Origin of the sequence: Kribbella sp. (genome assembly GCF_035687465.1) — a bacterium.
GTDB lineage: Bacteria > Actinomycetota > Actinomycetes > Propionibacteriales > Kribbellaceae > Kribbella.
Window position 1 is genome coordinate 1 of sequence record NZ_DASRXP010000049.1, and the last position, 2,061, is coordinate 2,061.

2 protein-coding genes are annotated in these 2,061 nt (G+C 64.6%); both read right to left on the bottom strand.

All coding sequences use genetic code 11. The features are described from left to right. Window positions 1-467, bottom strand: a 467-nt coding sequence (locus VFG33_RS02495) for a GntR family transcriptional regulator (RefSeq protein WP_325021913.1), incomplete at its 3' end; no start/stop codon positions are given. Between the two features lie 179 nt (window positions 468-646). Next, a complete protein-coding gene (locus VFG33_RS02500) occupies window positions 647-1,915 on the bottom strand; it encodes an OFA family MFS transporter (protein WP_325021915.1) in 1,269 nt (422 codons plus the stop codon). Between the last annotated feature and the right edge of the window lie 146 nt (window positions 1,916-2,061).

The following is a 2,061-nucleotide window of genomic DNA, read 5'->3' on the forward strand; positions in this document are numbered from 1 at the left end:
TTGGCCGCCACCAAACCCTCGACGTCGTTGTCCGACAACGCGTTCAGTCCGTCCTGCTGCAGCTCCCACAGCCGGTTGACGTCCTCTGGCGTGGCGTGGGTGGCGGCGAGCCGGGCGGAGTAGGTCTCCAGGACCGAGCGGACGCCGAGAAGCTGGTCGGCCTCCTCTTCGGTGGGGCTGTGCACGAAGGCGCCCTGTGCGGGACGCAGGTCCACCCAACCGTCGGTCTGCAAGCGCTGCAACGCTTCACGCACCGGCTGACGGCTGACGCCCAGATACTCGGCCAGTTCGTTCTCGACGAGGTGCTGACCCTGCTTGAGGGTCTCGTTCACGATCAGTTCCACGATGGCGTCGTAGACCGCCTCGCGCAACGGAGCCGGCCGCTGCACCCGGCGAGCGGCTGCGTCGGAAAGCCCGTTACCCGACGCCTGGCCAGGCGCGCGCCGGCTCTGGAGGGGAAGTGACATGGCGTGCTCCTTCGCCTAGAGGACGGTTCTTAGGGTACAGGTTTTCGTATGCAATGAACTGTCTTGCCATGTCACGATTTGCCATTCGTGCGACATCCAAAACTGGGGACGCCCCAGGTGCGGGCAAGTCCTTGGCAGGACGTGGCCCACACCCGGGGCGCTGACTGCGAGGCGGACGGCTAGTCGAGCACCAGCGCGGCCTGCGTCTCGTCCTTCTGCGGCGTCCGCTGCTGCTCGGCGGGCAGCTTGGGTTGCTTGAGGAGGATCGTGATGAAGGCGCAGACGACGCCGACCGTACCGGCGATCACGAACGCCGTGCCGTAACCCCAGTTGTCCACCACGACCGAACCCATACCGGCGCCGACCAGGCCAGAGATCACCTTCGAGCTGTAGACCAGGCCGTAGTTGGTCGCGTTGTTGTTCTCACCGAAGTAGTCGGCGGTCATCGCCGCGAACAGCGGGAAGATCGCGCCGCCACCGAAGCCCGAGACCATCGACGCCAGAAGGAACAGCGGCATGCTGCCGATGGAGCCGGACAGGTACACCGCGTACTGGGACAGCCCCAGCACCGCGCAGACGATGATCAGCGTGTTCCGCCGCCCGTACAGGTCGGAGATCCAGCCGATCACGCCGCGCCCGGTGCCGTTGATGATGGCCTTGAGGCTCATCGCCAGCGCCACGATGCCACCGGCGAAGCCCATCTCCTTACCGAAGGGCACCTGCATCGCGATGCCGAAGATGTTGATGCCTGCGGTGCAGAGCAGGACGAACCACATCAGCGGAAGGATGCCGGTCTTGATGGCCTCCATCGGCGTGTACTGCTTCACCGCGGGCGGATTCTTCAGCAGGGCCCGCCGGATCCGCGGGTCTTCACTGGCCACCAGAGGATCGACGTGCGCGGGCCACCAGTTCTTCGGCGGGTCCTTGAAGAAGAACCCGCTGATGGCCACCAACGCAGCCAGGAAGACGCCGACCGCGAACAGGATTCCCTCGTAGTTGCTGACAGATAGGTACGAGGTGAACAGGAAGATGAAGGGCACCGAACCGTAGGCGAACCCGCCGTTGACGAACCCGGTCTTGCCGCCCTTCCGTTCCGGATACCACTTGCCCACCATGTTGACGCAGGTGGCGTAGACGAAACCGGCAGCGGTTCCGCCGAAGAAGCCGAAGCCCAGGTACGCGAAGAACACGTTCGGAGCGAACGCCAGAGACACGTATCCCAGCAACGCCCCGCCGGCGCCGAGCATCATCGCCGCCTTGGCCGACAACTTGCCGCTCTCCCGCAGCCGGCCTGCCGGGAATGCCACTGCGGCCTGGAAGAACACCCATACGCCGAGCAACCAGAAGATGTGTCCGTGGCCCCAGCCGTGCGCTTCGACGAGGGTGTCCTCGGCCGAGGTGAACGCGTATTCGGACGAGCTGATCGCCATCATGGCAATCCAGGGCAACCACACCATCCATGCCCGTGAACGTCCCAGGAGGTCGCGGTCGGTCTCACCGATCCGGTACACCCTGCCGTTCTTGTCTACTACTTCTCTATAGCTTGGCGACGCTGTTGAAATCATTGTGCTACGGCTCCTTCCGGTTCCCCTGC